This window comes from Rhodococcus parequi (genome assembly GCF_046042785.1).
Lineage (GTDB): Bacteria > Actinomycetota > Actinomycetes > Mycobacteriales > Mycobacteriaceae > Prescottella > Prescottella parequi.
Genome location: NZ_JBDLNV010000001.1, coordinates 321,689 through 345,952 on the forward strand (window position 1 = coordinate 321,689; position 24,264 = coordinate 345,952).

Consider the following 24,264-nt stretch of genomic DNA (forward strand, 5'->3'; position numbering starts at 1 on the left):
ATCGACAGGTGAACGACGCAGTCGTCCTGGTACTCGTCGCTGTCGTCCTGGTGCCGCTCGGCGGCCTCTTCGCGGCGCTCGACGCTGCACTGAATACGCTCTCACCCGCCCGCGTGGAGGAGTTGGCGAAGGACGAGCGGCCCGGCGCGATGCGACTGGTCCGGATCGTCTCCGACCGTCCGCGGTACGTCAATCTCATGGTCCTGCTGCGGATCCTGTGCGAGATCGCGGCCGCGGTGCTGCTCGCGGGCGCGCTGATCGACCTGATCGGCGCCGGATGGGGCATGGCCGTGACGATCGCGGCGATGGTGCTCGTCGATTACGTCGCGATCGGCGTCGGCCCCCGCACCCTGGGCCGGCAGCACGCCTACCCCCTGGCGCTGGCGGCCGCGGTGCCGTTGGGTGCGCTCGGCGCCCTGCTCAGCCCGGTGAGCCGACTGCTGATCCTGGTCGGTAACGCGCTCACCCCGGGCCGGGGATTCCGGGCCGGGCCGTTCGCGTCGGAGATCGAACTGCGCGAGCTGGTCGACCTGGCGCAGGAGCGCGGCGTGGTGGCGGCCGAGGAACGCCGGATGATCCAGTCGGTGTTCGAACTCGGCGACACGTCCGCCCGCGAGGTGATGGTGCCGCGCACCGAGATGGTGTGGATCGAGGCCGACAAGACGGCCGGGCAGGCCACGTCGCTCGCGGTTCGCAGCGGTCATTCCCGGATCCCGGTGATCGGCGAGAACGTCGACGACGTCCTCGGGGTGGTCTACCTCAAGGACCTGGTGCAGCAGACCTACTACTCGTCCGACGGCGGCCGCAGCGTGACGGTGGCGCAGGTGATGCGTCCGGCGGTGTTCGTGCCCGACTCGAAGCCGCTCGACAGCCTGCTCGCCGAGATGCAGCGCGACCGCAATCACATGGCCGTGCTGGTCGACGAGTACGGCGGCATCGCCGGTCTGGTGACGATCGAGGACGTGATCGAGGAGATCGTCGGGGAGATCGCCGACGAGTACGACACCGACGAGACCCCGCCGATCGAGGATCTCGGTGACGGCACCTACCGGGTGTCGGCGCGGTTGCCGGTCGAGGACCTCGGCGAACTGTTCGACGTCGAGATCCCCGGCGACGAGGTGGAGACCGTCGGCGGACTGCTCGGCTACGAACTGGGCCGGGTGCCCCTGCCCGGCTCGCAGATCGAGACCGCCGGGCTGCGCCTGCGCGGTGAGGGCGGCGCGGACGTGCGGGGGCGGGTGCGGATCAGCACCGTCTACGTCGAACGCGTACCGACCGAACACCGTGACACCGGCCAGGTGGACGAAGACGGAAACGTGAACCAGGAGTGATATGACCGACAACGAATTCCGTTCCGGCTTCGTTTGTTTCGTCGGCCGGCCCAACACGGGCAAGTCGACGTTGACGAACGCGCTGGTCGGCGAGAAGATCGCGATCACGTCGTCGCGGCCGCAGACGACGCGCCACACCATCCGTGGCATCGTGCACCGCGACTTCGCGCAGCTGATCCTGGTCGACACCCCCGGCCTGCACCGGCCGCGGACGCTGCTCGGCCAGCGCCTTAACGACCTCGTGCGCGACACGTACTCCGAGGTCGACGTCATCTGCCTGTGCATCCCGGCCGACGAGAAGATCGGTCCCGGTGACCGGTGGATCCTCGAACAGGTCCGTCACATGGCGCCCAAGACCAAGCTGGTCGGCATCGTCACCAAGATCGACAAGCTGACCAAGGACGGCGTCGCCAAGCAGCTCATGGCGGTGTCCTCGCTGCTCGGCCCCGAGGCCGAGGTGATCCCCGTGTCCGCCGTCTCCGGCGAGCAGGTGGAACTGCTGGTGAAGGTCCTCGCCGGTCTGATGGAGCCCGGGCCCGCGTTCTACCCCGACGGCGAACTCACCGACGAGCCCGAGGAAACCCTCATGGCCGAGCTGATCCGCGAGGCCGCGCTCGAAGGGCTCGGCGACGAACTGCCGCACTCGCTGGCCGTCGTCATCGAGGAGGTGCGCGAGCGCGAGGGTCGCACCGAGAAGCAGGGCGAGATGCTCGACGTCCACGCGCTGCTGTACGTCGAGCGACCCAGCCAGAAGGGCATCGTGATCGGCAAGGGTGGCGCCCGGCTCCGCGAAGTCGGAACCGTGGCGCGCAAGCAGATCGAGAAGCTGCTCGGCGTCAAGGTCTACCTTGAGTTGCACGTCAAGGTCGCCAAGGACTGGCAGCGCGACCCCAAGCAGTTGGGTCGCCTGGGCTTCTAGCCTCCGCCGCTCCGGTTCTCGTCGTGCCGCTCCTCCGATCGGGGGGGAGCGGCACGACTGTTTTCGGCGCGGCGGCACCCCGGCGCGTGGGACGATCGACCCGTCGACCTGCACAGGCCTCTCGGAGCGAGAAGGTGATGTCATGGGGTTCTTCCTCGTCCAGTGGGGGGTGCTGATCCTCGGCGCCGCAGTGCACGTCGCGCTCGACCGGCAGCCGGAGCGGCGCACGCCGAGGCGGAGGTGCGAACTGATCGCGCTGTGGGCGGTCGTCGGCGGTGGCGTGTGGACCGTGGTGGGCGGAATCGGTCACCTCGGACCGACGTCGGACGACATCGCCGACGGCATCGGCTACGCGCAGTCGATGTTCCAGTGGGAGGTGGGCTGGGCCGACATCGCGATCGGCGCCGCGGGTGTCGCGTGCGCGTGGAAGGCCAACCGGGGCGGGTGGATGAGTGCGGCCGTCTTCGTCCTGCTCGTTTCCTTCTGGGGCGACGGCATCGGGCACATCATGCAGTGGGTCGCGCACGACAACACCGAACCGATGAACGTGTGGGCGCTCCCCACCGACTTCCTGCTGCCGCTCATCGCACTGGTGTTCCTCGTACTGTCACGGCGCGTGCGTCCACGTCACCCGCAGTTGTGGCGGAGTACCGACCGCCTCGGGACGAGATGAGGGCCCCGACGCGACGGGTGGAGGACTTCGGGACGCGAACCCGACGCCGATCGGTGCCGCGTCACGACGTCGGGAGGAAGGCCCCGCGGATCAGTTGGAGCACCGCGACCGAGATGTCCTGGCCACCGTCGCCGGTGGCGAGACGGCGCAACTGCAGACCCGCGATGGCCGCGACGAGGGTGGGGGCCAACGACTTCGGGTTCGGGACCCCGAGCGCGATCAGGATCGTCTCGGTCAACTCGTCGTAGGCCGCGAAGCACGCGGTCGCGGCGTCCTGCAGGGCCGGATCGCGGCCGGCCTGGATGTAGAGCTCGAACGGCGCGATCCGCTCGGCGGAGAAACCGAGATCCCGGGCCACCTGCTCGGTGATCGCCGCGGCATCCTCGAGGCTGAGCCCGTTGTCGCGGTAGCCTTCCGCGATCTCGCGCAGCCGTGCCGTTTCCTCGGAAACGAACCCGGTGAGAGCGGCATGCAGCAGGTCCGACTGCGTTGCGAAGTGGTAGGTGATCGAACCCAGTGCCACGTCCGCCTCGGCGGCGATGCGTCGGTTCGTCAACGCCGGGACCCCTTCGGTGCCGACGATGTGCAGCGCCGCGGCGAGGATGCGGTCGCGAACCGTCGTCGCTCCCATCGCTCACCACCACCGATCCGGCCGGTGGTCGTGCCACCGGTCGACGGTTTCGAGTTGCGCGGCAAGGGAAACCAGTAGTGGCTCGGAGTTGTCGTGGCCCATCAACTGCACGCCGATCGGAAGCCCGCCGGTCGTGAACCCGGCGGGGACGTTCACGCTGGGCCAGCCGAGGACGTTCCACGGCCACGTGTACGGGCACGCCGCGGTGATCACCTTGTCGGTCGCGACACCGCCGATCCCGTCCATCGCGTCGACACGTGGCGGGGGCGTGGCGGTGGTGGGAGCCAGGACCACGTCGACGTCGTCGAAGATCGCGCCGATACGCCGACGCATGCGGGGTTCGGCGGCCCGCGCGGCGCGTAGCGGCCACCCGGACAGCAGCCGTCCGGTGCGCCCGTTGGCGCGGGTGCGTGGGTCGACCAGGGTGCGATCGGGCAGTCGATCGAGCCACACCTCGATACCGGCCAGGGAGCGGGGAAGGAAGTTGAGACCCAACAGGATTCCGTACTCGGGATCGTCGACCACGACGTCGTGTCCGAGACGGCGCAGGGTGTGGGCGGTGCGTCCGACCGCGGCACGGATCTCCGGGTGCAGCGCCGTCGGTGTCGCCGTGAACGGGATGCGCAGCGAGAGCGCGATGCGCAGCCGTCCCGGATCGCGGCCGACCGCGTCGCGCACCGTCACCGGCGCAGGCTTGTGAAGATCGCCGTCGTGGTTGCCGGCGACGACGTCGAACAGCAGCGCGGCGTCGGCAACGGTGCGCGCGAGCGGGCCGTTGACGGTGATGCCGTGGAACGATTCGGCCTCGGGCCACGTCGAGATGCGCCCGCGCTGCGGCTTGATGCCGACCAGGTGGGTCCAGGCCGCCGGGATGCGGACCGATCCGGCGCCGTCGGACCCGATGGCCGCGGCCACCAGGCCGGCCGCGACCGCAGCAGCGCTCCCGCCCGACGAGCCGCCGGGGGTGCGGTCGCGGCTCCACGGATTCCGGGTGTGGCCGAATGCCCCGCCGCCGGTGAACGGCCACTGGCCCAGTTCGGGGCTGTTGGTCTTGCCGACCAGCACCGCGCCGGCAGCGCGCAGGCGCCGTACCACCTCGGAGTCGGCGGTCTTGGCCGGGAAGTCGCCGGGGCAGCCGAAGGCGGTGGGTTCGCCGGTGATGTCGACGTCGTCCTTGACGGCGATCGGGACACCGAGCAGGGGGAGGCGTTCCCCGCAGGCGCGTCGGCGGTCGGCCTCGGCCGCTTCCGCCAGTGCCGCGGCGCGGCGCACGATCCGGAAGGCGTTGAGGGTGGGTTGGCTGGCATCGATCCGGTCCAGCGCGGCGGTGACCGCCGCGACCGACGTGGTGCGCCCCGCGGCGAGTGCTGCCGCCTGCTCTTCGAGTCCGGGTGCGTAGCGCTCGACACCCTGTTCCCGCAGTTCCGTCCTCATTGCCTGCCCCTCGCCCAGTACCGTTCGTTCGAACGAACAGTAACGTGTTCCAGTTTTCGGTGGGGTGGTTTCGGTGGACGCGCCTGTGCGGCAGCGTCGGTGCCACGTGGGACACTGGTCGGGTGAGGTTGTACCGGGACTATGCGGTGGTGCTGCGCCAGCACAAGCTGGGGGAGGCCGACCGCATCGTGACCCTGCTGACCAGGCAGCACGGTCTGGTGCGCGCGGTCGCCAAGGGGGTGCGCCGCACCAAGTCGAAGTTCGGCGCCCGGCTCGAGCCGTTCGCGCACATCGACGTGCAGCTGCATCCCGGCCGCAGCCTCGACATCGTCACCCAGGTGAGCACCGTCGACGCGTTCGGGGCCGACATCGTCGACGACTACGGCCGGTACACCACCGCGTGCGCCATTCTCGAGACCGCCGAGCGACTGGCCGGCGAGGAGAAGGCCCCGGTTCCCCGATTACACGGACTCACCGTCGGCGCACTGCGTGCGGTGGGGGAGCAGACGCGGCCCGTCGAACTGATCCTCGACGCCTATCTCCTGCGGGCGATGGGTTACGCGGGCTGGGCGCCGGCCCTCACCGACTGTGCGCGGTGTGCAGCCCCCGGTCCGCATCGCGCGTTCCATGTGGGTGCCGGTGGCGCAGTGTGCGTGCACTGCCGACCCCCCGGCGCGGCGACGCCGTCGCCCGGTGTGCTCGATCTCATGGACGCGCTCGCGCACGGGCAGTGGGAGGACACCGAGACCGCGACACCGGCCATGCGCGGCCAGGCCAGCGGGCTGATCGCCGCGCACCTGCAATGGCACCTCGAACGGCAGTTGCGCACCCTGCCGCTGATCGAACGTCACCGACCCCATGCGGCGGTCGGTGAGGGTGAGGCGGTCAGGCAGGATGGAGAGCGTGATTCGACGACGCGAACCGCAAGCTCAGCCTGACCGGGCTATCCGCCCGCCCGCCCCGCACCCGTCGGGTGCGCGTCCCCCCATCCTCCAGCCCGAGTTGATTCCCAACCACGTGGCACTCGTGATGGACGGCAACGGCCGCTGGGCGCAGGACCGGGGGCTGCCGCGGACCGCGGGACACGAGCGCGGCGAGGCCGTCCTCATGGACACGCTCGAAGGGTGCATCGAGATCGGCGTGAAGTGGTTGTCCGCGTATGCGTTCTCGACCGAGAACTGGAAGCGCAGCCCCGACGAGGTCAAGTTCCTCATGGGCTTCAACCGCGACGTCATCCGCCGCCGCCGCGACGAGATGCACGAGATGGGTGTGCGGGTGCGGTGGGCCGGGCGTCGACCGCGACTGTGGCGCAGCGTCATCAAGGAACTCGAGATCGCCGAGGAACTCACCAAGGACAACACCGTCATGACGTTGACGATGTGCGTCAACTACGGTGGCCGCGCCGAGATCGCCGATGCGGCCCGGGAGATCGCCCGTCGCGCCGCCGCGGGGGAGATCGATCCCGAGAAGATCAACGAGTCCACGTTCGCGAAGTACCTCGACGAGCCGGACATGCCCGACGTCGACCTGTTCCTGCGTCCCTCCGGCGAGCAGCGGACGTCGAACTTCCTGATCTGGCAGGCGGCATACGCGGAACTGGTGTTCCAGGAGAAGCTGTTCCCCGACTTCGACCGCCGGGACCTGTGGGCGGCGTGCGTCGAGTACGCGTCCCGGGATCGCCGCTTTGGCGGAGTCAAATGATCCAGCACAGTGGTGGGGTCAAGTACCAGTGAGCGCGATGGACGCGGCCGAGGCGCTGCAGGAGCGGGCGCGGGCGGCGCTCGCGGGTTTCGTGGCCGTCGACTCCGACGACGACGGTTCGCTGCGGTTCGAGTACGGCGGCGCGCTGTGTTCGCTGCGCGCGGTGACCCTCGCCGACGGGCTCGACGTGCTGTCGCTGACCGGGGTGCTGGCCTGGGACCGAACCCTCAAACCGGCGCTGCACAAGCGGGTTGCCGAGCGCAATGCGCAGGCGCAGTTCGGGTCGATCGGCGTGATCACCCGCGGCAACCTCGCGGATGTCGTGTTGCGCTACACCTTTCCGGCCACGGGACTGACCGACGCGCCCCTGGCGACGATGTTGCTGCTCGTGCTGTCGGGCATCGAGGATGCGCGTCGGGGGTTGCTCGCGTAGGGGTTTCGCGGCACCTCGATGGTGCGAGGTCGGCTGAGCCACATCCGAAGCTCTTCGGGGCTGCCGCACGGATCGTGGTCAACTCTGGCAGTCGGCGCCCGTCGGTGCGGCCGGGCCGCAACATTGTCGCCTGCTCGCGCCGGGCCGGCGCCCGATCACTCGAACGCTTCGTCGATCTCCGCGGGGACCGGGCTCTGTGGCTGCGCCGGGTTCCAGCTCGTGCTCTCGTCCAGGTGGACCGTGCCGCGGGCCGAGGCGAGCCACAGCTGTTCGGTTCCGCTCAACCAGTGCATCCGTGTGTCCGGCTCCGCCGGGGTGCGCGCGACCTCGGCGCCGGAGCCGTCGACGACCTGGACCCACCACTGGCCGTCGTGCACCAGTCGCGCCTGCCGTCCACTGTCCGACGTGGCTGTGGCCATGATCTGCACGGTGACGGGCGGTGTTGGGGGCGCGGCCGTTTCGGATGTCGGTCCGGTGGGAGTCGTCGAAGTCGTGTCGGACGGCGGCCTGCCGGGATTCGTGGGTGTCGTGGTCGTCGACGCCTCGGTCTGTGACGTACCGGTGGTCGGCGCGGCGTCCGAACCCGGTGTCGGTTGCGCATGTGAGGTGCTCGAGGGTGTCGTCTCGGGGACCGGGGTGGTGGTCGCCGTGGCGTCGGGTGCCGCTCTGGTGAGGGCCGTGGCCGCCGCGCAGGCGGTCGCAGTCCTGCTCACGGTGAGCCGCTGGGTCACGAAACCCGCGGATTCCGCGGAGCCACTGAGGGTCCGGATCTCCGCGATCGCGGTGGTGCCGGAGAGGGTCCCCGAGTCCAGGTCCGAACCGAGGACGGTGGTGCTCACGGGTTGACCGGCCTGTGCGGGCACCGCGGTCACCGTGCGTCGGAGCACGATGTTGCGGTTGTTCTCGTTGCGGACCGAGACGTTGTACGTGTACGGCGATCCCAGGTGTGGCCACGACAGCACCGCGCGCGCCGGCTGCGCGCCGGCCGGCTGCGACACACACGCCACCGAGGCCGGGGGCGGCACGTACGCCGGCGAGCCGGACTGCTCGCCGCGGTTGCTGCAGAACAGATCCTCGTTGCCCAGCTGGAGGTGCTGCGAGACGCCGATGCCGCGCCAGTCGGTGGAGACGGCCCCGGAGGAGGTGGGCGGGCCGGGGAGCATCGTGTGGATCTCGGCGTTGTACTGCCAGATCGAGGCGTGCGAGGGCATGCCCGCACCGTCGATGGTGAACGACACCGGATCGCCGGTCTTGCTGCTCGCCGGGGTGACGTCCCATGTCCGCCAGATCATCCCGTCCAGGTCCCGTAGGACGATCCGGTACCGGTACGGGGCGCCCAGATGCGACCACGTCAGGGTCACCGGGTCCGGCCCCGAGATGCTCCTGTCGCTGCAGGTGACGTAGGTGCTCGTGCTGCCGTTCATCGCCGCGAGGCGAGGCACGAAGGCCGCCTTCGTTCCGAATCCACCGGTGACCCCGGTCGCTGTGTCGGCATAGGCCGCCGCGGTGGAGGGCACCCGCACGACACCGACGAGCGTCAGCGTCACCGCAGCGAGCACGGCCCCCGCCGTCAGTGCCGGACTGCCGCCACGCTCTTCCGGAGCGTCTCGGCGGCGGTCGAGCCAGTCGGGTTTCACGGCCACGGCGATCAGCAGGCCCACCAGGATCCCGCCGGCGAACACGGCCTGCGGACCCGACAGCCACACCACCGCGTAGCCGAGTTTCTCGACATGGAAGAAGACTTTCCCCGCGGTCTCGACGTGGTACTGCTGCGCGTCGTCGTCGACGTTCGCATCTCCTTTCAGCCGCAATGTGGCTGTGTCGCCCGCGACTGCGTCCACCGCCACCACGCGGTGCGTGATCCGCTGCCCGGTCTGGTCTTCGACGCACGCGACGTCGCCCGGGCGGAGTTCGGAGGCCGGCACCGTGCGTGACAAGCCGAGCGCGCCGGTACCGATGTCGGGTGCCATGGATCCCGATCGGAAGATCAGTGGCTTGATCCCGAGGGCCAGCGCCGCCAGCGTGGCGACTATGCACAGGCTGCCGACGACGGCGCCCACCCAGAGCGCGACGCGGACCATCCGTCTCATGGCTGCCTCCCGACGGTGGCCGTGAACACCAGGCGCGCGGTGCCGAGCAATTGGTTCTGCACACTCACCGGCGCCGACGGCAACAGCCGGACGGTCACGCACAGCGTTTCCGTACCGGTGCGGGCGGCGAGGGGGCGCGGCGTGGTCGCCACAGGCGCGGAACCGCCGGCCGTGAGTGCGGCCTCCGCAATCTTTGTGCCGCTGCAGGAGCCGGCGCGCAGGCCGTTGGTGGCGGCATTGGAGGCGGCACCGCCGGAGTATGCGGCAACGGCCAGGTGCGCGGTCACTTCCGGGCTCCCTGCCGGCGTGGTCGCCGCCATCGTGTAGGTGAGCGGCAGCGTGCCCTTGTTCTGCACCGTCACGACGGCCGCGACGCCCTCACCCGGCAGCAGGTTGAGCGCGGCCAGCGTGCTCATCGCCAGGGTCTTGGTGTTGTCGAGTTGGATGATGATCGTCCCGGTCGCGAACGTGCCGGAAGTGGCGGTCGCCTTGTCGCTCCAGGCAGCCAGGGTGCCCACCGCCCCTATTCCGAGAAGCCCACCGAGACAGAGCACGGCGCGCACCCGGATGCCGATCCGGTGCCTGCGCAGAGCGGGGACGAGGCGCATCGGTCACCCCTTTCGGCGGACTTGGATGTCTCGGACGAGGTTGAACAGTGCGTAGCCGATCAGCACGACGATGACGGCCGCAACGGTGACCGCGCGCTTCTGCCCGGAGAGCCAGTTGTTGACGTAGCCGAGATACGGGATGCTGTACCAGACTTGCCCGCGGATCTGCTCCGTCCGTACCGGTTTCGGGTCCGGCTTGTCGTTGGCGTCACCCTGGGTGAGGAAAGAGATGTCGCCCTTGGCGTTGTGGCGCACCGAGATGATGCGGTGTGTCACCACGTCGGGTCGTCCCGATTCCAGTTGATAGGTGATCGGGGTTCCGATGGCCAGGCCGTCGACCTCGGTGGGGCGCACGACCACGAGCGTGCCGGGCGGATACGTCGGGCGCATCGATCCGGTGAGGACCGTGAAACGTTCTGCTCCCGCCACGGCCGGGACCAGGACGGTGGCCGTCAGCAGTGCGAACATTGCCAGCAGGACCGTCCACCCGAGAACGGTCCGCAGCCACCACGTACGACCGTCGTTGTCGGCCGGCCCAGGCGTGCTCATACCGAACTCGCTGCGAATTCGAGGGTCACCGCGGTGGACGTGTTGGGTGAGGCGTCGGCTCCCACTGTGGCACGCAGGCACCAGACCATCGTCTCCTGCGGTCGCAGCACCGGCGCCCACTGCGGCGCGGGCGGTGCCTGCGCGGACGGGAGCGGTCCCTCGTACAGCGCGGCGCCGGCCGGCGGCGACGACGTAGGGCACCCGCCCTCGGTCGCCACCGTCCACACCCCGAGCGTGAGCGGCAGGGCCGTCGAACCCTGCCGCGCCGACTGCAACCGGTAGCGCAGATCGACGTCGCCGGCATTGCGAATGGTCAAGGCGCGCTGCACCACCGATCCCGGTGCCAGGTCGGCGCCCCCGAAGCCGGTGAACTGGTAGTTCTGCACCTGCGTCTCTGGACTCGCACCACCGACGCGTAACGCGAGCGTGCCGGATCGGATGGTGCCGCCGTCGATCCGCGTCTCACCACGCCAGAGGGCACCCGTCTGCTGGGCCGCCCCGAACGCCACGATCGCCGCCGCCGCACCGGCGGCGGCGATCCACTTGAAGCTGCGCACTCTCCACCCCCGCTGCGATCCGCGTTGTCACTGAGCAGGGTTCAAGTTCTGGGTGAGCGTGATCAGCACGTTGTTCAGGGTGACGCTGGTGCCCTGGGCGACCGTGCCCGATGTTTCGGGGTCGAAGGTCAACCGGGCTGCGATCGTGAGCGTCTCCCCGTCGTTCTGATCGGTTACCTGCGCATCGGGTAGCAAGTCTCCGCCGCTGGTGGTGGCGGTCAGCGAGGTGTCGATCAGTTGCGCCTGCAGTGCCGGATCGCTGAGCTCGGAGAACATTTCGGAGGTGTCGGCGGCCAGCGTCGCCGACAGATTGGTGCCACTGGCCGTGACGGTGCTGGTGCAGGAGTACTCGAGTGTGTCGCCGGGAACGATCCGGAAGTCCGGGAGATCGATGGCGACGGACTCGCCGCCGGTGACGTCTCGCCAGCCCGATCCCGACGTCGGGGTGCACTCGCTGAGCGCCAGCGTGCCGGAGGTGATCGTTCCCCCACCTGATTCCGTCTGGTCCTGCCAGAACGCGAACGTTCCGGCACCACCCAGCAGTAGTACTGCTGCGGCACCGGCGGCCAACGCGGCCTTTGCTTTCCGATTCATGATGATCTCCCCTCTGCGCTCCGCCCCGTCATTCGGCGATCGAGCGCTGTGAACGACTACATACCCAAACCAGGTGTTTGGTATGCACGCTTTGCCGGATCGGAATCGACATCGCTCCACTCGCAGGTCAGGAAACCTTTGACGGGTGCGCCACAATGGATCTCCATGACGACACTCGAGGAAGTAGCGCCCGATGTGTTCCGTGGCACCGGAACGGATGTGAACTTCGTGCTCCTGCGAGACGGCGACGCGCTCACTCTGATCGACGGCGGGTATCCAGGGGATGTGGCCGCGGTCGATGGGGCGATTCGATCACTGGGCCGGCGGCCGGAGGATGTGGAGGGCATGCTGCTCACGCACGCGCATGTCGATCACATGGGTGCGGTCGTGGCGTTCCACGAGCGGTACGGAATCCCGGTGTTCACCGATTCCACCGAGGTGGCGCACGCGAGACGGGAGTACCTCGAGCAGGCCACGGGTAAGGACTTCATCCCGATGCTGCACAAGCACGGCGTGCTGCCGTGGCTGGTGCGCATCGCCCGCGCCGGCGCCACCAGGTCGGTGTCCGAACGCTCAGGCCATCACAGCCGGTCGCCCCTTGGATCTCCCGAGTGCACCAGTGGCGGTGGCCACCCACGGCCACACCTCCGGGCACACGGCGTTCCATCTGCCGCAGGAGGGGGTGGTGGTCACCGGCGATGCTCTGGTCACCGCGCATCCGCTGTCGAAGATCCGAGGACCGCAGCTGCTCCCACCGGTTTTCGACCACGCTCACGGGGACACACTCGCAGCCCTCGATCATCTCGCCGGCCTCGACGCTGACACGATCGTCCCCGGACACGGCCCGGTGGTGTCGATGGCGATCGCGGCCGCCGTCGATCTGGCGCGTGAAGCCGCGTGCTCACACGAGACGGGCTAGCGCCTCGAAGCCGCCGACCCGAACTGAGCGCCTACCCGGTGTGATCGGCGCTTTGCTGCGAGCATGGGGTCATGAGCGCCGAACCGGGTGAAGTGTGGACGATCGGGCACTGGACGTGCCCGCAGTCCGTCGTGCTCGACACGCTCGGGCAGGCCGACATCGACATGGTCGTGGACGTCCGGAAGATGCCGGGATCGCGGCGCAGTCCGCAGTTCGACGCCGACGAGATGACCGCGTGGCTGGGCGCCGCCGACATCGAGTACCTCCACCTCACCGAGCTCGCCGGCCGGCGGTCCACACAGCACGACGTCGACCCGACGATCAACGCCGGCTGGCAGAACACGAGCTTCAAGAACTACGCCGACTACACGCTCACCGCGCGTTTCGAGGCGGGCCTGAACCGACTCACCACACTGGCCGCCGATCGGCACGTCGCGATCATGTGCGGCGAGCCGATGCCGTGGCGATGTCACCGCCTGCTGATCGCGAACACGCTGACCGCCCGCGGCTGGACGGTGGTGTATCTCGTGAACAACGCCGCGCCGCGGCCGCATCGGCTGGGGCAGTGGGGAGCCAGGCCGTCAGTGGGCCCTGGCCGGGTGGTGACGTATCCGCCCGACCCGGCGCCTGCGGTCGGCTCACGCGATAGCCATCGCTGACGCTCCTCGCTCAGTCCGGCTCGACCTCTCATCTCGATCTGCACCCGGCACAGCAGCTTGCCTGGCGGTCGACAGAGGCATGCTGGCGTCCCCTACCACGGTCGGGCGGGACCAGTTCGTGGACAACTACGTCGACCACATCGGCGGCGGTTACGAGCACGTCGGGATCGCCCAGGCCGACGGCGGCGCCGCGATGTGAACTCACAGTGGACGTCAGGGCCCGGTGCAGACGATGCACCGGAACCTGTCGCGACGTCGATTGGCGTCTGGCTGGGGGTAGGTGTGCTCATGTCGAAGATCGTCGTGCGTTGGTAGCCGTCCGGCGGGGTGATTCAGCGGCGCTTCGCCCGCTGTCGGCTCCTCGTGGGGCCCACGTTCGACACGACGCGTACCTGATGGGTGGGAGCCACGTTGTACGACGGAGGCAACTCGGCGTCCACGGAGTCGACCACATCGAACAGTGAGCGCAGTTCCTTGTCGGTCGTCGTCGAGGCGTACCGTCCACACACGCCGGCGTCTCCCGTCGCTGCACGTACACGCGCACGATATTCGCGGCAGCCGACACCAGCGCGGCACCGCGCTACGGACATCGAAAAGGACCGGATGCGTTCGGTCGCCTCTCGGCGATAGGCGCAACGCAGCTCCAGCCGTACGGAACTCTGCGAGGGCAAGGGTTTGAGCCCGGGGGACACGGAACGCAACCGATCCAACAGGCACAACGCCCATGCCGGCTGACCTATTCCGAAAGCGCCGTGACCTGCGCCACCGCGGTCGTAGGCTGACGTGCATCGTCGGCCTGCGCCGGGTCGGGCTCGGGGTCACCAACCTCCCCTCTGGGGACATCGCATACATCACGGCCAACACCGATCCGGCGATGCCGGGTGTCACCCGGTTCGTCGGGGCGGCCCACGCGGGCCATTGGCGGAACCTCTCGACCGGCGCGACCTGCAGCGTGCTCGTGGAGTGGCCGAGCGTCGATGTTCGGGCAGGGCCCGGAATCGTCGTGGCCACCGCGACAGGGGGGGATTGACGCTGCTGGCCGGCGCTGGTGGCCGGACGGTGCCCTGAAGTCAGTTGCTCGATGCCCAAGTCGAAACCGAGGGCGTCGAGCTGGGCGATGTATTCAGGCGTAGAGATGTCGTTCCGTGGCATCGTTCGTCGTCGCGGATCACTTCGAGAGTGTTGGAGATTCGAGCGTCGGCGTTGGCTACTACTTGCGTACTTGCGAGGGGGCCAGCGCCTTGTCGGGCCAGTCAGGGTGCGGCGTGCGGCCGGGTAGCGGCGAGCACGACTCTGACGATTCGTTCCAGCTCATCACCGGACGATCTGCGGCCGAGTGTCATCGGTGCCATGAACAATGGCGCCGCCAGCGCGTTCACCATGGCCTCCGGTGTGTGGTCCGAGTTGGCCTCGCCTCGGTCGATCGCGCGTTGTGCCATCTCCTTCCAGGCGTCGAGGACCGGTCGATACTGTTCGAGGACGAGCTTGTTGAATTCGGGGTACCGGCGGCTCGCCATGAGGGCAGCGCATGCGACTTCGACAGGGCTGTCGGCATACTCGGCAATCATTTCGGCGAAAGCCCGGACGTCGGACGCCCACGATCCGGTGTCCGGGGGGTTGACCTGGCGGACATGCATTGACACTGCTTCCACGAGCAGGTCGTTGTGGGTGGGCCACCACCGGTAGATCGTCTTGCGGCTGACACCGGCGCGTGCCGCGACTTCGACGGTGGTGAAGTCAAGGCGACCTTCGGCCAGGAAGCCCAGACACGCCTCGCCGACCGCGCGGCGCACCTTCTCGCTCCGGCCACCGCTCCGAACCCGCTCGGGCTTGTCGCTCAACACGATCTCCTTCTCCGCAACACACTATTAACGACACACGCTGTTGACTTAACCCGTCGGGCGATGGATGATTTCCGTCACACGCCGCCGCACACGTGCTTCCAGCCTTCCAGAGCCTGCTTGCGGCGCCGGCATCACGATCGAGATCTGCCCGGCACTGATTCCATTCCGGGCCCGTCAACGAGGAGAATTCCATGCAGGACGAAAGGCATTTCGACGTCGTCGTCGTCGGAGCCGGGCCCATCGGCGCCGCCACCGCCCGGCACCTGACCGAGCGGGGCGCTTCAGTGCTCGTCGTCGGCCCGGACGAGCCCGAGGGCTTCGTGAACCACGACGGAACGTGGGCAGGGTACTACGACCAGGGGAGACTGGCGCACGTCCTCGAGGTTCCGCTCATGACTTCGATGCTGACGATGAGGTCGATCCGACGCTTCGCTGACCTGCAGGAACGGACCGGCGTGGACTTCGCGACACCGCGTCAGTCGCTCACGGTCATGCCCGACGCCTCCGAGAGGAGCACGATCACCGACTGGTTCAATCGGGATCTGCTCGCCGGTAATGCTGCAGATCTCAATGTCGCCGTAGAGCAGTTCAGCGCCACAGAACTGCAGCAGCAGTACCCGGACCTTCGGTTCGCGCCCGGCCACGTCGGCATCGTTCAGCGCGACGCCTTCATCGTGAACCCTCGGGCGCTCGTGAAGGCCGAACTCGCTGCGGCTGTCGCGCGGGGTGCCGTGGTGGTCCGCGACACGGTCGACAGTCTCGAACATGTGGCGCGGGGCGTTCGAATTGTCTCTCGATCAGGCGAATCCTGGCGTGCCGGCAAGGTTGTCGTGGCCACGGGCGCTGCCACGAACGTCAGCGGACTACTCCCGAAGCCACTGGACATGCGCACCTACGGTGCGACCGTCGTCCTTGTCGAGGTGCCGGATCCGGCAGCGTTCGACATCCCGGCCATGATGTATCTGAAAGCTGTCGGCGGCGAAGTGGCCTACGGCGGGATCGTCATGTCGCCGCTGCAGTATCCGGATGGCCGCTGGTATCTCAAGTGCTCCGGCCGAAGCCTTCTCGACAACCCGCTCGATTCCGCTGAAGCGATCACGCGCTGGGTGCGCACGGGAGGGCGCCGCGAGGACATCGGTGAGGCGCTCGACCTACTCGCTGAGCTCCTGCCCGGCAAATGGTTCGGCCCCGCACACACCCGACCCTGCATGGTGTGTGAGACCCCGACGGCATTGCCCTACATCGATCAGGTGGACGAGCACACTGTGGTAGCCATCGAGGGCGAGCGTGGCGCGATGGCAGCGGACGAAATCGGCAGGCTCACAGCAAACCTCACGATCGACGCGGTGTGGACCGACAGCCTTCCGCACACGGCGTTCCAGGCGCGCTGGGCACAGCCAGAACCCGCGCGTCCCGTGCAGGCGGCCGCAACCGTCTGACCCCCGCGTCGATATCCCTCGAATAGAAACCGGATCACCACATGCTGTTCTCGAGCGGCCCCGTCGTCCCGGCCGGAATGGACCACGTCTACCGGCACTGGCATATCGCTCCCGCCGTGAAGGTGGGCGATTTCCTCATCTGCTCCGGTGTCCTCGGGCAGCACCCCGACGGCACAATCCCGGAGGACCCCGCCACGCAGTTCACCCTCGCATTCGAGAATCTCGAACGCGTCCTCGCTGCTACGGGAGCTGTTTTGGCCCACGTGGTCGACCTGATCACCTTCCACACCGACCTGCAGGGCGACCTGGACGCGTTCACGACCGTCAAGGACCAATTCATCCGCGAGCCCTATCCGGCCTGGACCGCGGTCGGTGTGGCCCAACTCGGGGGAGGATCAGCAGTGATGCCGCGCGTGGAGATGAAGGCTACCGCCTACCTCGTCGACGCCCGCTAATCCCTGCACGTCGGCCCCGACGGCCCTCTATCGCTTCTTCTGTGCCCGCGCGCATCCACGCGCAGAGCGCGGCACCCCTGCCCGCCCGTACGTGTAGCAGCGCGAATCCAGCGGGCCCATCCATGTCTCTGCCATCGCAGATACACGCGCCGACCAACGTCTGATCGGCAGCACCCTGCTCTGCCCCACTCGCGTGTGCGCCCGTGCGCTTGTGCACCCGTGCGCGCGAAGTCGGATCGATCCCTCGTACAGGTTTCCACCTGAAAGGCCACGCACATGGATTTCGCACCCCCCGACAGTGACACTCTCGTCACGCCCGGCGCTCCCGCAGCTTCCGGTACCGGAAGCTGGACACCACGTTTGGCCCTCTCGTTCGTCTCCATGGTGCTCGTACTGGAGATGCTCGCGTGTAGCTATCTCATGGTTTCTGTTGCGCTCCCGCAGATTTCGTCCCACTTCCAGACCACGCAAGGCGTATGGATACTCACGGCGTTCCTTCTAGTCGGGGCGGTCGCTTCACCCTTGCTGGGCAAGCTTGCCGACACGCATGGCAAACGGAAAGTGCTCCTGGCCTGCGTACTACTGTCGGCGGCCGGGGCTCTGATCGCCGCTGTAGCTCCGACGTTCCCGATGCTGGTCCTGGGTTGGGCTCTGACCGGCCTTCTCAGTCCATGCCTGTTCCTGGTCTATGCGTTGATTCGCGACGTGTACCCGCCCCGGACAGTCACGATGGCGGTGAGTGTCTCGACCACAGGGATGGGCCTGATCGCCGTCCCGGCTCCGTTCTTCACCGGCTGGATCGTCGACAACTTCGGATTTCGCGGCGTGTTCTGGTTCTTCGTCATCGGGCTGTCCCTACTGGCAGCACTGATCCGCGTCACCACAGAGGAGTCACCGATCCGGCTCCCGGGGCGCATCGACCTCATCGGCGCCACTCTCCTGGGCATGGGACTCGCCGGACTGTTACTCGGTATCAGCTTCGGACCCGATTGGGGATGGACAACACCGTCGACGCTGGTCTGGCTGGCCGTCGGACTGGTCTTCATGCTCGCCTGGCTCGCATCGGCAAGGAAGCTGCGTGACCCCATCATCGACCTTTCGATCCTCTCGCAACGCCCCATTGCACTGACCTCCCTCAGCTCCGGTCTGTGCTGGGCTGCCATCGCCGCGTTCGTCATGTTGTTGCCGATGATGGTCATGACTCCGAACGATCTCGGTCTCGGATACGGATTCGGCGCCGACGCGGGAGAGTACGCCTGGTTCCATGCGCCCGACGCAGCGATGACGCTGGTGGGCGGACTCGTCGTGGGCGCGCTCGTCCCGCGTGTCCGGCCGAAGTTAATGATGATCGCTGGACTCGCACTTGTCGCTGCAGGAAGCCTGCTCCTCGCGGTCTCGCACGACTCCAAGGCGATGGTCATCCTTCTCGCCGCGGTCATCGGTCTGGGCGGAGGCATGGGCTACGCGGCCACGCCGAACCTGCTCATCGAGGCCGTCCCGCGGCAACTCCTCGCCACGGCCGGCGCGATCGCGTCGACCGCCGGCAACATACTTCCGGCGATTCTACCGATCCTCGTCTTCGCGATGCTGAACTCGCACATCGCTTTTGTCGCCGAAGGCAGCGCGCTCTACTCCGACACCGGTATCTCCATCGGCTTTGCCATGGTCGCCGGCGCAGCCCTGATCGGCGCATTGGCCGCAATGGCAATACCCCGGTCGATCCAGCAAGCAGACGCCCCATCAGCGCCCCTGGCCGACTGAACCGATCGTGCTCGTCCGCACCTCCACCACTGGACGGTGCCGCGAGACACGCTCCCGCCGATCGGCGGGAGCACACCCAATCTGCGTGATGAACGCGCAGTCGAACAGGAGGAAACACAATGGGCTCGACACAGTCAGACCTGCAGCTGATCGGCAACATCGCCACGGTGATCGGTGGCGTCGCCGGGGTCCTCGGTGGTCTCGGCGCAGCCGCCGGCCTCGCCGCCTTCATCGGTGGCGGCGGCACCCTCAGCTGACACAGCGCCCACCCGAGTGACATCGGAGATGCTTGGCCGGCGGAAGATGACCGGCCAAGCATCTCCCGGGCATACATGGTCATTCCCTTGACGCTCGGCCCATTCGATTCCCTGAACTGGTCGTCGATCCGTACGTCCTAGTAGTTCCTGAGAGCTTGTCACTCGCGACCGGTGAAGTCCCGATGCAACTCGCCTGGCTAGCTGTACTGCCCAGGCAGGTTGGTTGAGGGATTGCGACGACACGCGGTAGCTGGTCGTTGAACAGCGAAGGTCTCCTGTCGTGAAGTGGAAGTTGCTGAGACAACCACCGACCGACAGGAGACCTTCGTGGTTCACGCTAACGCACCCCTGACCCCGAAGGGCCGGCTACTGCTGGCCCAGCGCATCATCGACGACGGCTGGCCCATCGTGCGGGCCGCCGAGCATTTCAACGTCTCCTGGCCCACCGCCAAACGCTGCGCCACCCGCTATCTGGAGATGGGTCCGGACGAAATGCACGACCGGTCCAGCCGCCCGCACCACAGCCCGAACCGCACCCCCGAGCCAACCAAACGCAAGATCGTCGACCTGCGCTGGCGCAAACGCCTCTCACCCCAGGCGATCGCCTCCCGGCTGAATATGTCGGTCTCGACCGCGCATGCGGTGTTGGTGCGGTGCCAGCTGAACCGGCTCTCGCACATCGACATCCGCACCGGCGAGGTGATCCGCCGCTACGAACACCCCCCATCCGGGATCGATGATCCGCCTCGACGTGAAAAAGCTCGGCAACATCCCGGATGGTGGCGGCTGGCGGTTCGCCGACCGCCAACAGGGCCGCAAGAACCGACAGGCCACACCCGGCACCAAACGCAGCAAACACCACAACGAACTACTCGGTCACGCGTTCGTGCACACCGTGATCGACGACCATTCCCGCGTCGCCTACGCCGAGATCCACGACGACGAAACCGCCGACACCGCCGCTGCCGTGCTGCGGCGGGCGGTCGGCTGGATCGTCGACCGCGGGGTCACCGTCGAACGGGTCCTGTCCGACAACGGCGGCTGCTACCGCTCGAAACTCTGGAAGCAGACCTGCACCGAACTCGGTGTCAGACCGAAATGCACCCGCCCGTATCGGCCGCAGACGAACGGCAAGATCGATCGCTTCCACCGCACCATGGCCGCCGAATGGGCATTCGCCCGGCACTACCAGTCAGAACACGCCCGACGGACAGCGTTGCCGGGGTGGCTGCACACCTACAATCACCACCGGCAACACTCCGCCATCGGCAGGAACGTTCCCTTCAGCCGCTTGACCAACGTCCCTGGGCAGTGCAACTAGGCCAGCACTTCACCGGGGAGAAAGATCGAGGCTAGGGCTAGGCAGGCTCACCTTCCATACGAGTTCGGTCGAGGCATCAGCGCGGCTGATTGCGCGGATTCCGAAAGACCGCGCTCGCAGTGGTCAGTACCCGCTCGCCGGATACGATTTCCCCTGTCACGAAGGTCATGGTTCTGGTCTGCGCGGTCACACGTGCGCTGCCCTCGATGGTCTCGCCAAGAGATGCTGCGCCAATCATGCTGCTGGACAACTGGATTGTGATCGGATGCCCCAACAATCCATCCCCCAGCGAGCGCTCTGCTTCAATGCCAAGAGTAAGGTCGAGGAGTGTAAGCAGGAGACCACCGTGGGTAGTTCCGTTCGGATTGACGTGCTCCGGGCGCACTGTCAATCTGGTGCGTACTCCGTCCGCGTCCTCTTTCCATTCGATTCCACCGACGTGACCGAGGAACGTTCCCTCCTGGCCGATATTGCTGAACTCGTTCATGGTGTAGCTCTTTCCGTGAGCAGGACGATCCAGCGCGCCACCATCGCTGGTCGCGGCGAACCCTTCAACTCCAGTTCACAATCGAAGATGAGTCGGAATCCTGATGCGGTCCTGTCCAGCGACTCAAGGCTGATTGCGAGTCGTACCGAGTCGGAGGGCGTCACCGGCGCGGTGAAGCGGACGCGATCAAGCCCGTAGTTCGTCCATTGCTGTGCGTTGCGCACTTGGTAGCACTGGTTACCGAGTCCTGTTACTAGACTGAGCAAGAAGAAGCCGTGGGCGATGACATCGCCGAAGGGCCCTTCTTTGGATGCCCGCTCGCGATCCACATGGATCCAGTGCTCGTCACCCGTGGTCTTGCCGAATGCTGCGATGGCGTCGGCGGACAGATCAATCCACTCGCTCCGGCCGAGTAGTGTTCCAACCTTGTCGGAAAGGTCGCTTGCTGAGTCAACTGCAATCAACTGTGTTCTTCCTTACCTTGGACTGTAACAGTGTCGTAGAGCGCGTCGATCGTCTTCCGCGCCGCTGCGCGAAAAGCGGCGGGCTTGATTAGCCCCTTCGGCGACAGCAGCTCGGCCGGCGGATCGGTATCGATCACGGCCCCAGCGACGATGATGTTTGTCTGTCCGGCGGTCGTCGAGTTGTGGGCGTGCAGTATCGACTGCACATCAAGTGTTTCGTCGGCTCCGAGCCAGAACAGCGCGACGAGGTGCGAACGATCCGGGCCCGCGATCACTACGTCGCGCGCACGTGTCCCTGCAAGGGCGAGAAGCCGGCTTCTCAAGCGGTCGACGTTTACCCATGATCCATTCGCCAGCTTGAAATCGTCGGCGATTCGGCCGTCGAACCGGAGCCCCAGCTCAGGCCGATGCTCGTCGACGAGCGTGCCTGCGTCGCCCGTGCGGTAGAAGCCGTTCTCGTCGAACGCTGCGGTCGTCCGTTCAGGATCCCGCCAATAGGCGGGTGTTACCCCGGGGCTCTTCACTCGCAACTCGAGCTTGTCGCCCGTTGGAACCATTCGTATCGCAACACCAGGGAGGGGCGGCCCGATAATGCCCGGCTCGCTGTTGGTTGTGTGGACGATCGTCGCTCCTGGCCCGACCTCGGTCGACCCCCATCCGGTCAGCACAGGCACAGGCGACTGACGGACTGTCGAAGACAGGTCGCGTAGGCGTTCGAACGTGGCAGCAGGCATGGCGGCACCAGCGGAAAACATTGCATCGCAGCGGCCGAACAGTGCACGACTGAATTCTCGGTCGGTTTCCAAGGCTGGAAGCAGCGCATGAAAACCGGCCGGCACCGCTGCGTAGAATGTCGGCTCGAACGCGGTAATGGTGGCGATTGTGCGCCAGAGTTCCGTCGGTCGGCCGTACGAATCGTCGATGTGAAGGGTGCCTCCACCGAGTAGCACCATGTTCAAGTTGGCGTTGCCTCCGAATGCATGGTTCCAGGGAAGCCAATCGACCAGAATGGGTGGGTGGTCGGTCACGAATGTCCAGACATCGGCTGTCGCACGGGCGTTACTCACCAGCATTCGGTGGGTGTAGACGACCGCTTTCGGTGTTCCCGTTGACCCGGATGTGAGCATCAACTTAGCCACGTCGCCTTCACGGCAGCTTTGAAGTAGACCGTCCCCATCCAGGCCCGTCCCCTTCCAGGCTGGCGCGGCGACCCGATCCACAACTTCGTAGTCCGACGGCACCTGCGGGTGCAGTGCGGTGTCAGGAACCAAAACGAGTGCAGGGTCGACCAAGTCGAGTACGTTGGCGATCCTCGTCGGGTCCGCCCCTGCCCCCAGGTACTGGGTGGCGATGGGCACCCAGATCGCCCCCGCCAGCATCGCTGAGTGGCCGGCAACGAATGATTCGAAGCTGTTAGCCGCCACTACAACGACACGATCGCCGCGGACGACACCCCGTGCACGCAATGCCTGAGCACCGTGAACCACAGCAGACCAGGTAGACAGGTAGTCGAATGTCACCCGGTGCCCGTCGATCACTTCCGACAAAAAATGTGCAGACGGGGTCTTGCTCGCCCAATGTCGTAACCAGTGCAACGTTGTCGCTGGCGCCTGCGATGGCATTGCGCGCGAACGAATTTCGGTTACCCCGTCGGCGAGGTGGGCAACCTCGATGTCTGCCTCGCCGAACGGTGACTTCGAATGGTACATCTCCGGCGCGATCATTTCACTGGCTCGCTTGTCGCAGGCTGGCTCGAAGTGCGAGCGGTTTCGGTGCCGTCAGGTCCGTCAACGGCGTTTTCTTTGGAGAGCGCCAGCGCGAGGATGCTTAGCAACGAGACTCCGAGGACGAACCAGACGATCGGGATAGCGTCACTTTCGTTGCTCGCGAGCAGTGCCGTGAAGATCAGTGGCCCAAATCCGCCGCCAATTGTCGCTGCGATCTGATAACCAAGCGACAGCCCGGTGAACCTGGAGCCGGTCTGAAATCGTTCACCCATGAAAGCTGCGAGTGGACCGAAGGTAGCGCCGATTCCGAGTCCGTTGATGAGTGAGAAGGCAAGAAGCGCACCCCATGTCGTACCTGTCTGAAGGAGTAGGAAGAACGGATACACGGACGCGGCACCCGCAATGACGCCCCCGATCATCACGGGCCTACGCCCGATACGATCGGAAAGCGCCGCGAAGTACAGTTCAGCGCCGATGCATACGAGTGATCCTGCGGAGGAGATGAACAGAACGCTCGACGTCGTCAAACCATGTGTGGCGCCGTAGGTGATGCCAAAGGCGCCCGACAACGTGAACGAGAGGAACGGCGCGAGAAGAGCGACGAACGAGAGGATGAGTGCGCCGGGATGCCGCAGGACTTCGATAATAGGCAATTTCGACTTTTCCGCGGCCGCGGCTTGACGCCCCTGTTCCTGCAGAAAGAGCGGGGACTCTGAGACACGCAACCGGATCCAAAGGCCGAAGATCACAAGTACGCCGCTCAGCGCGAATGGCACTCGCCAGCCCCAGCTGAGGAAATGTTCATCGGGCATCAAGGCAAATAGTGCCAATACGATACCGGCGAGCATGGACCCGCTTGGCTGACCGGCCGTTGCGAAAACCGCTGCGAATCCTCGGCGTTTCGGGTGGGCATGCTCGAACGCCATCAACGCCGCCCCGCCCCACTCGCCTCCCACCGAGAGCCCTTGCACGATGCGCAAAACAATGAGCAGAATCGGTGCCATAACTCCGATCTGGTCTCTGGTGGGCAGAAATGCCATCAATGCCGTGGCAGCACCCATCATGCTCATTGTCAGTACCAATACGGATTTGCGGCCGACTCGGTCGCCGAAGTAACCGAAGATCACGGCCCCAACTGGTCGAACGACGAAACCAACTGCGAGAGTGCCGAATGCCGCAAGGGTCGCAGCTGCCGGCGAGAGGTCATTGAAGAACAGCTTGTTGAAGATAAGGCCGGATGCTGCCGCGTACAACACAAAGTCGTAGTACTCGACCATGCTGCCGATGTAGCTTGACGCCAGCACGCGTTTCAGTTCGCTGCCGTCTTCGCCGACATACATCGGATACTTCTGTTTGTTGACGATGCTCATAGTTTTGCCTTCGATCTACACGGGGGTGATGTCGAAACGAA

The 24,264-nt window shown here is 66.6% G+C and carries 25 protein-coding genes and 2 pseudogenes; 14 read left to right on the plus strand and 13 right to left on the minus strand.

Annotated elements, in window-relative coordinates; all coding sequences use genetic code 11:
* The first annotated feature begins 8 nt into the window (after nt 1-8).
* The 3 genes from ABEU20_RS01490 to ABEU20_RS01500 all read left to right on the plus strand — a co-directional run bounded on the left by ABEU20_RS01490 (nt 9) and on the right by ABEU20_RS01500 (nt 2,923).
* The gene (locus ABEU20_RS01490; protein ID WP_420162624.1) at nt 9-1,331 is read left to right on the plus strand and encodes a hemolysin family protein; all 1,323 of its coding nucleotides are present in this window, start codon (nt 9-11) and stop codon (nt 1,329-1,331) included.
* Between the two features lies 1 nt (nt 1,332).
* Nucleotides 1,333-2,250, plus strand: a complete 918-nt coding sequence (gene era / locus ABEU20_RS01495; protein ID WP_420162625.1) for a GTPase Era — start codon at nt 1,333-1,335, stop codon at nt 2,248-2,250.
* A gap of 142 nt (nt 2,251-2,392) precedes the next feature.
* The gene (locus ABEU20_RS01500) at nt 2,393-2,923 is read left to right on the plus strand and encodes a DUF6790 family protein (protein ID WP_420162626.1); all 531 of its coding nucleotides are present in this window, start codon (nt 2,393-2,395) and stop codon (nt 2,921-2,923) included.
* Nucleotides 2,924-2,984: 61 nt separating this feature from the next.
* On the opposite strand, the gene ABEU20_RS01505 is transcribed toward ABEU20_RS01500, so the two are convergent.
* The gene (locus ABEU20_RS01505; protein ID WP_420162627.1) at nt 2,985-3,554 is read right to left on the minus strand and encodes a TetR/AcrR family transcriptional regulator; all 570 of its coding nucleotides are present in this window, start codon (nt 3,552-3,554) and stop codon (nt 2,985-2,987) included.
* 3 nt (nt 3,555-3,557) lie between these two features.
* The gene (locus ABEU20_RS01510) at nt 3,558-4,988 is read right to left on the minus strand and encodes an amidase (RefSeq protein WP_420162628.1); all 1,431 of its coding nucleotides are present in this window, start codon (nt 4,986-4,988) and stop codon (nt 3,558-3,560) included.
* A gap of 122 nt (nt 4,989-5,110) precedes the next feature.
* On the opposite strand from ABEU20_RS01510, the gene recO reads away from it, so the two are divergent.
* From recO to ABEU20_RS01525, 3 genes are read left to right on the plus strand one after another with little or no spacing between them, the layout of a single operon-like run.
* Nucleotides 5,111-5,926, plus strand: a complete 816-nt coding sequence (recO, locus tag ABEU20_RS01515) for a DNA repair protein RecO (RefSeq protein ID WP_420162629.1) — start codon at nt 5,111-5,113, stop codon at nt 5,924-5,926.
* Entirely contained in the window at nt 5,883-6,689 is an 807-nt protein-coding gene (locus tag ABEU20_RS01520) for an isoprenyl transferase (protein ID WP_420162630.1), read from the plus strand. The genes recO and ABEU20_RS01520 overlap by 44 nt, the downstream gene beginning before the upstream one ends.
* A gap of 37 nt (nt 6,690-6,726) precedes the next feature.
* Nucleotides 6,727-7,122 (plus strand): YbjN domain-containing protein, encoded by a 396-nt coding sequence (locus tag ABEU20_RS01525; protein WP_420163121.1) that lies wholly within the window; start codon nt 6,727-6,729, stop codon nt 7,120-7,122.
* Nucleotides 7,123-7,277: 155 nt separating this feature from the next.
* Here the strand turns inward: ABEU20_RS01525 and ABEU20_RS01530 are convergent, their stop codons facing one another.
* Genes ABEU20_RS01530 through ABEU20_RS01550 form a run of 5 tightly spaced genes read right to left on the minus strand, consistent with a single transcriptional unit; the run spans nt 7,278 to nt 11,520 of the window.
* Nucleotides 7,278-9,212, minus strand: coding sequence for a S24/S26 family peptidase (locus tag ABEU20_RS01530; protein WP_420162631.1), 1,935 nt, complete (start codon nt 9,210-9,212; stop codon nt 7,278-7,280).
* Nucleotides 9,209-9,820 (minus strand): TasA family protein, encoded by a 612-nt coding sequence (locus tag ABEU20_RS01535; protein WP_420162632.1) that lies wholly within the window; start codon nt 9,818-9,820, stop codon nt 9,209-9,211. Before ABEU20_RS01535 ends, ABEU20_RS01530 begins: the two co-directional genes overlap by 4 nt.
* A gap of 3 nt (nt 9,821-9,823) precedes the next feature.
* Nucleotides 9,824-10,369, minus strand: coding sequence for a signal peptidase I (locus ABEU20_RS01540; RefSeq protein ID WP_420162633.1), 546 nt, complete (start codon nt 10,367-10,369; stop codon nt 9,824-9,826).
* Nucleotides 10,366-10,926: a hypothetical protein gene (locus ABEU20_RS01545; RefSeq protein WP_420162634.1), complete on the minus strand. Its 561-nt coding sequence runs from the start codon at nt 10,924-10,926 to the stop codon at nt 10,366-10,368. Before ABEU20_RS01545 ends, ABEU20_RS01540 begins: the two co-directional genes overlap by 4 nt.
* A 27-nt stretch (nt 10,927-10,953) precedes the next feature.
* Nucleotides 10,954-11,520 carry an alternate-type signal peptide domain-containing protein gene (locus ABEU20_RS01550; protein WP_420162635.1) on the minus strand — a complete coding sequence of 189 codons (567 nt, stop codon included), beginning with the start codon at nt 11,518-11,520 and terminating at the stop codon, nt 10,954-10,956.
* 165 nt (nt 11,521-11,685) lie between these two features.
* Between ABEU20_RS01550 and ABEU20_RS01555 the strand changes: the two are divergent.
* From ABEU20_RS01555 to ABEU20_RS01565, 3 genes and pseudogenes are all read left to right on the plus strand, one after another.
* A pseudogene (locus tag ABEU20_RS01555) lies at nt 11,686-11,967 on the plus strand (MBL fold metallo-hydrolase); the annotation flags it as partial.
* 172 nt (nt 11,968-12,139) lie between these two features.
* A complete protein-coding gene (locus ABEU20_RS01560; protein WP_420162636.1) occupies nt 12,140-12,439 on the plus strand; it encodes an MBL fold metallo-hydrolase in 300 nt (99 codons plus the stop codon).
* Nucleotides 12,440-12,510: 71 nt separating this feature from the next.
* A complete protein-coding gene (locus ABEU20_RS01565) occupies nt 12,511-13,098 on the plus strand; it encodes a DUF488 domain-containing protein (protein WP_420162637.1) in 588 nt (195 codons plus the stop codon).
* A 332-nt stretch (nt 13,099-13,430) separates the two neighbouring features.
* On the opposite strand, the gene ABEU20_RS01570 is transcribed toward ABEU20_RS01565, so the two are convergent.
* Together ABEU20_RS01570 and ABEU20_RS01575 are read right to left on the minus strand one after the other, a co-directional pair.
* A complete protein-coding gene (locus tag ABEU20_RS01570; protein WP_420162638.1) occupies nt 13,431-13,607 on the minus strand; it encodes an SOS response-associated peptidase family protein in 177 nt (58 codons plus the stop codon).
* Between the two features lie 744 nt (nt 13,608-14,351).
* A complete protein-coding gene (locus ABEU20_RS01575; protein ID WP_420162639.1) occupies nt 14,352-14,939 on the minus strand; it encodes a TetR/AcrR family transcriptional regulator in 588 nt (195 codons plus the stop codon).
* Between the two features lie 194 nt (nt 14,940-15,133).
* Here ABEU20_RS01575 and ABEU20_RS01580 point away from each other — a divergent pair, with 194 nt between their 5' ends.
* The 5 genes and pseudogenes from ABEU20_RS01580 (at nt 15,134) to ABEU20_RS01600 (ending at nt 20,175) form a co-directional block, all read left to right on the plus strand.
* Nucleotides 15,134-16,381: an NAD(P)/FAD-dependent oxidoreductase gene (locus tag ABEU20_RS01580; RefSeq protein WP_420162640.1), complete on the plus strand. Its 1,248-nt coding sequence runs from the start codon at nt 15,134-15,136 to the stop codon at nt 16,379-16,381.
* A 41-nt stretch (nt 16,382-16,422) separates the two neighbouring features.
* The gene (locus ABEU20_RS01585; protein WP_420162641.1) at nt 16,423-16,836 is read left to right on the plus strand and encodes a RidA family protein; all 414 of its coding nucleotides are present in this window, start codon (nt 16,423-16,425) and stop codon (nt 16,834-16,836) included.
* Nucleotides 16,837-17,217: 381 nt separating this feature from the next.
* Nucleotides 17,218-18,597: an MFS transporter gene (locus ABEU20_RS01590; RefSeq protein WP_456300327.1), complete on the plus strand. Its 1,380-nt coding sequence runs from the start codon at nt 17,218-17,220 to the stop codon at nt 18,595-18,597.
* A gap of 119 nt (nt 18,598-18,716) precedes the next feature.
* On the plus strand, nt 18,717-18,854 hold the full coding sequence (locus tag ABEU20_RS01595) for a hypothetical protein (protein WP_420162643.1): 138 nt from the start codon (nt 18,717-18,719) through the stop codon (nt 18,852-18,854).
* A gap of 327 nt (nt 18,855-19,181) precedes the next feature.
* Nucleotides 19,182-20,175, plus strand: a pseudogene (locus ABEU20_RS01600) (IS481 family transposase).
* Nucleotides 20,176-20,251: 76 nt separating this feature from the next.
* On the opposite strand, the gene ABEU20_RS01605 reads toward ABEU20_RS01600, so the two are convergent.
* Genes ABEU20_RS01605 through ABEU20_RS01620 form a run of 4 tightly spaced genes read right to left on the minus strand, consistent with a single transcriptional unit; the run spans nt 20,252 to nt 24,223 of the window.
* Nucleotides 20,252-20,662, minus strand: a complete 411-nt coding sequence (locus ABEU20_RS01605) for a PaaI family thioesterase (protein WP_420162644.1) — start codon at nt 20,660-20,662, stop codon at nt 20,252-20,254.
* The gene (locus tag ABEU20_RS01610) at nt 20,659-21,126 is read right to left on the minus strand and encodes a MaoC family dehydratase (protein ID WP_420162645.1); all 468 of its coding nucleotides are present in this window, start codon (nt 21,124-21,126) and stop codon (nt 20,659-20,661) included. Before ABEU20_RS01610 ends, ABEU20_RS01605 begins: the two co-directional genes overlap by 4 nt.
* Nucleotides 21,123-22,850, minus strand: a complete 1,728-nt coding sequence (locus ABEU20_RS01615; RefSeq protein ID WP_420162646.1) for an AMP-binding protein — start codon at nt 22,848-22,850, stop codon at nt 21,123-21,125. The genes ABEU20_RS01610 and ABEU20_RS01615 overlap by 4 nt, the downstream gene beginning before the upstream one ends.
* Nucleotides 22,847-24,223, minus strand: coding sequence for an MFS transporter (locus tag ABEU20_RS01620; RefSeq protein ID WP_420162647.1), 1,377 nt, complete (start codon nt 24,221-24,223; stop codon nt 22,847-22,849). Before ABEU20_RS01620 ends, ABEU20_RS01615 begins: the two co-directional genes overlap by 4 nt.
* Between the last annotated feature and the right edge of the window lie 41 nt (nt 24,224-24,264).

What these genes read in the sequence shown, in the direction of transcription:
- era (WP_420162625.1), top strand. Translation starts at nt 1,333, where the DNA reads ATGACCGACAACGAATTCCGTTCCGGCTTCGTTTGTTTCGTCGGCCGG.
- ABEU20_RS01500 (WP_420162626.1), top strand. Translation starts at nt 2,393, where the DNA reads ATGGGGTTCTTCCTCGTCCAGTGGGGGGTGCTGATCCTCGGCGCCGCA.
- ABEU20_RS01505 (WP_420162627.1), bottom strand. Translation starts at nt 3,554, where the DNA reads ATGGGAGCGACGACGGTTCGCGACCGCATCCTCGCCGCGGCGCTGCAC.
- ABEU20_RS01510 (WP_420162628.1), bottom strand. Translation starts at nt 4,988, where the DNA reads ATGAGGACGGAACTGCGGGAACAGGGTGTCGAGCGCTACGCACCCGGA.
- ABEU20_RS01520 (WP_420162630.1), top strand. Translation starts at nt 5,883, where the DNA reads ATGGAGAGCGTGATTCGACGACGCGAACCGCAAGCTCAGCCTGACCGG.
- ABEU20_RS01525 (WP_420163121.1), top strand. Translation starts at nt 6,727, where the DNA reads ATGGACGCGGCCGAGGCGCTGCAGGAGCGGGCGCGGGCGGCGCTCGCG.
- ABEU20_RS01530 (WP_420162631.1), bottom strand. Translation starts at nt 9,212, where the DNA reads ATGAGACGGATGGTCCGCGTCGCGCTCTGGGTGGGCGCCGTCGTCGGC.
- ABEU20_RS01535 (WP_420162632.1), bottom strand. Translation starts at nt 9,820, where the DNA reads ATGCGCCTCGTCCCCGCTCTGCGCAGGCACCGGATCGGCATCCGGGTG.
- ABEU20_RS01540 (WP_420162633.1), bottom strand. Translation starts at nt 10,369, where the DNA reads ATGAGCACGCCTGGGCCGGCCGACAACGACGGTCGTACGTGGTGGCTG.
- ABEU20_RS01550 (WP_420162635.1), bottom strand. Translation starts at nt 11,520, where the DNA reads ATGAATCGGAAAGCAAAGGCCGCGTTGGCCGCCGGTGCCGCAGCAGTA.
- ABEU20_RS01565 (WP_420162637.1), top strand. Translation starts at nt 12,511, where the DNA reads ATGAGCGCCGAACCGGGTGAAGTGTGGACGATCGGGCACTGGACGTGC.
- ABEU20_RS01580 (WP_420162640.1), top strand. Translation starts at nt 15,134, where the DNA reads ATGCAGGACGAAAGGCATTTCGACGTCGTCGTCGTCGGAGCCGGGCCC.
- ABEU20_RS01585 (WP_420162641.1), top strand. Translation starts at nt 16,423, where the DNA reads ATGCTGTTCTCGAGCGGCCCCGTCGTCCCGGCCGGAATGGACCACGTC.
- ABEU20_RS01590 (WP_456300327.1), top strand. Translation starts at nt 17,218, where the DNA reads ATGGTGCTCGTACTGGAGATGCTCGCGTGTAGCTATCTCATGGTTTCT.
- ABEU20_RS01595 (WP_420162643.1), top strand. Translation starts at nt 18,717, where the DNA reads ATGGGCTCGACACAGTCAGACCTGCAGCTGATCGGCAACATCGCCACG.
- ABEU20_RS01605 (WP_420162644.1), bottom strand. Translation starts at nt 20,662, where the DNA reads ATGAACGAGTTCAGCAATATCGGCCAGGAGGGAACGTTCCTCGGTCAC.
- ABEU20_RS01615 (WP_420162646.1), bottom strand. Translation starts at nt 22,850, where the DNA reads ATGATCGCGCCGGAGATGTACCATTCGAAGTCACCGTTCGGCGAGGCA.
- ABEU20_RS01620 (WP_420162647.1), bottom strand. Translation starts at nt 24,223, where the DNA reads ATGAGCATCGTCAACAAACAGAAGTATCCGATGTATGTCGGCGAAGAC.